Annotated in this window: 4 protein-coding genes; 1 reads left to right on the top strand and 3 read right to left on the bottom strand. The window is 66.4% G+C overall.

Annotated features, from left to right (window positions below; translation table 11 throughout):
* Positions 1-322: 322 nt before the first annotated feature.
* From DZC73_RS07655 to DZC73_RS07645, 3 genes are read right to left on the bottom strand one after another with little or no spacing between them, the layout of a single operon-like run.
* Positions 323-1,894 carry an HlyD family type I secretion periplasmic adaptor subunit gene (locus DZC73_RS07655; RefSeq protein WP_235835034.1) on the bottom strand — a complete coding sequence of 524 codons (1,572 nt, stop codon included), beginning with the start codon at positions 1,892-1,894 and terminating at the stop codon, positions 323-325.
* Between the two features lie 11 nt (positions 1,895-1,905).
* Complete coding sequence (locus DZC73_RS07650; protein WP_124539651.1) at positions 1,906-4,107, bottom strand: type I secretion system permease/ATPase; 2,202 nt, start codon at positions 4,105-4,107, stop codon at positions 1,906-1,908.
* 6 nt (positions 4,108-4,113) lie between these two features.
* The gene (locus tag DZC73_RS07645) at positions 4,114-4,659 is read right to left on the bottom strand and encodes an NUDIX hydrolase (RefSeq protein WP_124539650.1); all 546 of its coding nucleotides are present in this window, start codon (positions 4,657-4,659) and stop codon (positions 4,114-4,116) included.
* Between the two features lie 184 nt (positions 4,660-4,843).
* On the opposite strand from DZC73_RS07645, the gene DZC73_RS07640 reads away from it, so the two are divergent.
* Complete coding sequence (locus DZC73_RS07640) at positions 4,844-5,257, top strand: hypothetical protein (RefSeq protein WP_124539649.1); 414 nt, start codon at positions 4,844-4,846, stop codon at positions 5,255-5,257.
* Positions 5,258-5,315 lie beyond the last annotated feature (58 nt).

Genomic DNA, 5,315 nt, shown 5'->3' with positions numbered 1-5,315 from the left:
GGGGAACAACCTTGTAAGAACTACACGCACGCAAGCCGCGCGCGCGTGGTTCGAGGATAACGTTCGGACACATGTCTTATGTCGTCGGGGCCGGCTTCATTTCGTGAACGGAGTCACCAGAAGTCTCTGCACGAACGCCAATAAGACTTGGCACGCCGGGCCAGGCCGCGGTGCCGGAATCTCGGACTCATCGGATGTCAGACAGCGAACTTGAGCGCCGGTACCCTGACTTTTTTACCGACGTGTGCGCCAATCGAACGGCGCCAGCTCAAGGCGCCGGAAAGCGTGCGCCACGTCACGGCGCACGCGCGGCGGCGAGCGCTCAACGCTCGCGCAGCGCGTAGGCCTTGCCCTTGAGGATGGGCTTGAGCAGGTAGGACATCACCGACTTCTTGCCTGTGAGCACGTCCACCTCCGCCGTCATGCCGGGGATGATGGGCATCTTCTCGTCGAAGGTGGAATGGGTGGTGCGCACCCGCACCAGGTAGAAGGCGTTGCCGCGCTCGTCGACGATGGTGTCGGGGCTGATGTTCTCCACCTTGGCGCTCATGCCGCCGTAGATGGAAAAGTCGTAGGCGGTGAACTTCACCGTGGCGTCCTGGCCGGGGTGGATGAAGGCGATGTCCTTGGGCAGCACCTTGGCCTCCAGCACGAGGTTGTCGTCCAGGGGCACGATCTCCACGATGTCCTTGCCCGGCTGCACCACGCCGCCCACGGTGTTGGCCAGCAGCCGCTGCACGCGTCCGCGCACGGGGCTTTTCACCTGGGCCTTCTCCACCTTGTCGGCCAGGGCCACCGCGCCTTCATTGAGGGCGTTGAGCTTGCCGGTCACGTCCGAGAGTTCCTTGCGGGCTTCGTTGCGGAAGGTGAGCTCGGTCTCCTGGATCTTGCGCTGCGCCTCGCCGATGGCGGCCTGCACGCGGGCGATCTGGGCATTGGCCTGCTCCGAATCGCCGCGGGCGCGGGAGATGTCGCGCTCGATGCGCAGGATGTCCACCTCCGACACCGCGCCGGACGCCAGCAGCGGCTTGGTCTTGGACAGTTCGGCCTGTCCGAACTCCGCCTGCTTGTCGGCCGAGGCCTTGCGGGCGCGCATCTCGCTGAGTTCCTGCTGGCGCTGTTGCAGTTGCTGCTCGTTGATGGCCAACAGCGTGCGCAGCTCGGAGATGCGTGTTTCGTACAGCCGGCGTTCCTCGTCGACGATGCGCTGTTCCTCGGCATTGCCCGTGCTCACCGCGGGCGGCTTGAAGGGCTGGTTCTCGGCGATCGCCACCAGCCGCGCCCGGCGGGCCTGCAAGGCGATGCCCTGTGCCGCGCTCTCGCGCACGCCGGAGGTGGCACGCGTCTCGTCGATCTTCAAGAGGCGCTGGCCGGCTTCGACCACCTGGCCTTCCTGCACGAGGATTTCCGTGATCACGCCGCCGTCCAGCGACTGCACCACCTGCAGCTGCTTGGACGGGATGACCTTGCCGTCGCCGCGCGTCACTTCCTCCACGTGAGCGAAGGACGCCCAGGTGATGAGGATGATCACGACGACCACCGCCGAGCGCACGATCTTCTGCGCCCGGTGGGTGCGGCCGCGCGACATCACCGCATCGGCCTCCTGCTCGAAGTTGCGAAAGCCCGTGTTGGCGGCCGGCATCTGCTCGGCATCGGGGCCGAAGAGCCGCTTGGTGAGCGGCTCCAGGACGATGCGGATGCGCTCCAGCGGGCGCAGGACGGCCTGGCCGGCGCGCATGAGGCGGTGCTGCGTCGTGCCTTCGAGGACGGCCGGCGTGGCGGGCGCTGCCGCCTGCGGCACAGCCCCGGGCACGTTGATCGTGATGGCCTGGTGCACCGGCGCCGCCGCGGGCTGCGCAGGAACCTGGGGCTGTTGTTCGCGAGGGTCTTGCATGGCGCTCATCCTCAGGCTGCCCGCGCGATTCGGCCGCTGGCCAGCGCTTCCATGATGCGGTCGCGCGGGCCGTCGGCCACGATCTTGCCGCCGTCGATCACGATCACGCGGGTCACCATCGCGAGCATGGACGTGCGGTGAGTCACCAGCACCACCGTCTTGTGCGCAACGAAGTTGGTCATGCGCGCGGTGATCTGCGCTTCGCTGGTGAAGTCCATCGCGCTGGTGGGCTCGTCCAGCAGCAGGATGGGCGCGTTGTGCAGCACGGCGCGGGCGATGCCCACGCTCTGGCGCTGGCCTCCCGACAGCGACTCGCCGCGCTCGCCCACCGTCATGTCGAAGCCGCGCGGATGTCGGTTCACGAAGTCGGTCATGCCGGCTGTCTCGGCCGCGGCCACGATGGCCGAGTCATCCGCATAGGGCTGGCCGAAGGCGATGTTCTCTCGCAGCGTGCCGTAGAAGAGCGTCACGTCCTGCGCCACATGGGCGCAGTTGCGGCGAACGTCGGCCGGGTCGAGCTGGCGCAGGTCGATGCCGTCCAGCAGCACCTGCCCGTCGGTGGGCTGGTACAGGCCCATGATGAGCCGCTGGATGGTGGACTTGCCCGAGCCCACGCGGCCGATCAGCGCCACGCGCTCGCCGGCGGTGATCTTGAAGCTCAGGCCTTCCAGTGCCGCGTCCAGCCGGTTGGGGTAGCTGAACTTCACGTTGCGGAACTCGATGTCGCCGCGCAGCTGCGGGCGCTGCACGAAGGTCTCGCCCTGCGGCCGTTCCACAGGCTTGTCCATGATCTTGTTGAGCGAATCCAGCGCGGTGCGCGCGCCCTGGTATTGCATCAGCAAGCCCACGATCTGCCCGGCCGGCGCCAGCGCGCGCGCCGACAGCATGTTGGCGGCGATCAGCGCACCCATGGTGAGCTCCTTCTGGCCGATGAGGTAGACCCCGATCAGGATCATCGACACCGTGACGAGCTGCGAGAGGGTGTTGGTGGTGTAGTTGGCGCCCGAGGTCAGCGCCCGCGTCTTCACGTTGATCTTGGACAGGAACTCGTTGGTGCGTTCCCATTTCGCCTGGATCACGCCCTCGGCGCCCTGCGACTTGATGGTCTCGATGGCGGTGAGGCTTTCGATCAGCGTCGCGTTGCGCAGCGCACTGGCCCGGTAGGTCGTTTCCGACAACTGGTGCAGCCGGTGCTGCAGCACATAGCCCATGACGAGGATGACCAGGAAGGCGACGATCACCGGCAGCGTGAGCCACGGCGAGATCCAGGCCATCACGATGACGAACAGCAGCGCGAAGGGCAGGTCGATGAGCGCGGTGACGGTGCTCGACGCGATGAAGTCGCGCACCTGCTCGAAGCCGCGCAGGTTCGATGCGAACGAGCCCACCGATTCGGGGCGGTGCTCCAGCCGGATGCCCAGCACCTTTTCCATCAGCGTGGAGGAGATCTGCACGTCGATGCGTGCGCTGGCCTCGTCCACGAAATGGCTGCGCAGCAAGCGCATGAAGAGGTCGGAAGCGAGGATGAGCAGCACGCCGATGGACAGCGCCCACAGCGTCTCCACCGCGTTGTTGGGCACGACGCGGTCATAGACGTTCATGGAGAACATCGGGAAGGCCAGCGCGAAGATGTTCACCAGCAGCGCGGCCCACAGCACGTCGCGGTAGACGAAGCGCTGGCCGAGGATGGCGCTCCAGAACCAGTGCCGGGCGGCGGGCTTGCGCACGTCGGGCGTGCGCGAGTCGAAGCGGAAGTGCGGCCGCACGAAGAGGGTGATGCCGGCATAGCGCTGCGCGAGTTCCTCGGACGTGAGCAGCACGGAGCCCTGGCCGGTCTCGGGCATGAGCACGCGGGCACGCGGGCTGGCATCGGCGGCATCCCAGCCCAGCAGCACGCAGGCCTGGTTGTCCTTGAGCACGAGGATGGCCGGCAGCACGGCGCTGTCGATGCGTTCCAGCGCCACCCGCTGCAGCTTGGCCGACATGCCCGCCCGTGCCGCGGCCCGCTCGGCCAGCTCCAGCGTGAGCTTGCCACCGTTCTCGGAGTCCAGCGGCAGTCCGGCCGAGAGGGAGGCGCGCGATGCTGCCTGGCCATGCAGCTTGCAGACCTCGACCAGGCAGTCCAGCAGCGGATCGGGGTGGATCAGGTCCTCCCGCAAGCGTTGCACGGTTCCGGTGGTGTTGGGGGCGTGGCTTGCGGTGGGTTCTGTCATGGGCATTCAGCTGATATCGGCGCAATGCACCTCGAATTGACCGCTGCGGCGGTCCTCGAAATATCGCAGGAGCGTTTCTCGCACAGTGCGGAACGCGAGGTCGTCCCAGGGGATTTCATCTTCGCGAAAGAGCCTGGCCTCGATGGTCTCGGGCCCCGGCGCGAAGTCGGTGTCGCGCAGGTTGGCGAGGTAGAAGAAATGCACCTGGCCCACGCGCACCACGTTCAGCACGGTGAACAGGCCCTTCATGTCCACGCGGGCGCCGGCTTCTTCCACCGTCTCGCGCAAGGCGCCTTCCAACGTGGTTTCGCCCAGCTCCATGAAGCCGGCGGGCAGCGTCCAGTACCCCAGGCGCGGTTCGATGTTGCGCTTGCACAGCAGCACCTTGTCGTTCCACACCGGCACCGTGCCCACCACGTTCAGCGGGTTCTCGTAGTGGATGGTGCCGCACACCGTGCAGGTGGCGCGCTCGCGGTTGTCGTCGGGAGGGATGGCGTAGCGGGCCTCGCCGCCGCAGGCCTTGCAGAACTTGATGCTGCGCGCTTCGAACATCCGATGAGTTTAGCGCCCGTGTCCTGCCGGGGAGAACGCGGGTATTCAGCCGAAATGGGCGCGGCCAGACGGTGGTTTCGGCTGGCACGGGACACTGGTTCATGGGGAAATGGCGCGTGCAGCCACCACGCGTCCGCGTCGCAAGGGGGCTGCCACGCGCGCCGACCCGGACTGACGAGCCACGATGGCGAAACCCTGGCCCCAGGGTCTTCGGATGCGGCGACTTCGCAAACAGCTCGCTCGTTTGCGGGACTCGACGATCGCGTTGAGTGCGGAGCCGACGGCAGGCGGCGTCACGGCCTGCGGCATCCAAAGCCGAGCTCCGTTCGGAGCAAGGGTGATCAATCAGAACAAGGAGAAAGATATGTCTTGGTTCAAGAGAGACGGACCCATTGAATACCCAAAATTCGACATCAAGGTGGAGTACCCGAGTGGCGCTGTGACGGAGACCGTCGACGAGGCTCATATCCGGGAACAGGGCGCCGCCGCCAGGTTTCTGGCCGCCAAGAAGCGCCGGGACGGGTATCAAGTAGAGATCGAATTCAGTGGTATTTCCCGTGAAGACCCAATTGGCAAGTACACGCTGAAGCTGAGTTAGGTGGCGCCCCCGCATCACTCCCCCGAGTGATGCGGCCGGCGCTGGGATTGCTGCCGAT

The sequence above is a fragment of the Rhizobacter terrae genome, assembly GCF_003852895.1.
GTDB lineage: Bacteria > Pseudomonadota > Gammaproteobacteria > Burkholderiales > Burkholderiaceae_C > Albitalea > Albitalea terrae.
Note: the sequence above shows the minus strand (reverse complement) of the source record. Positions and strands in the feature narration are given on the sequence as shown.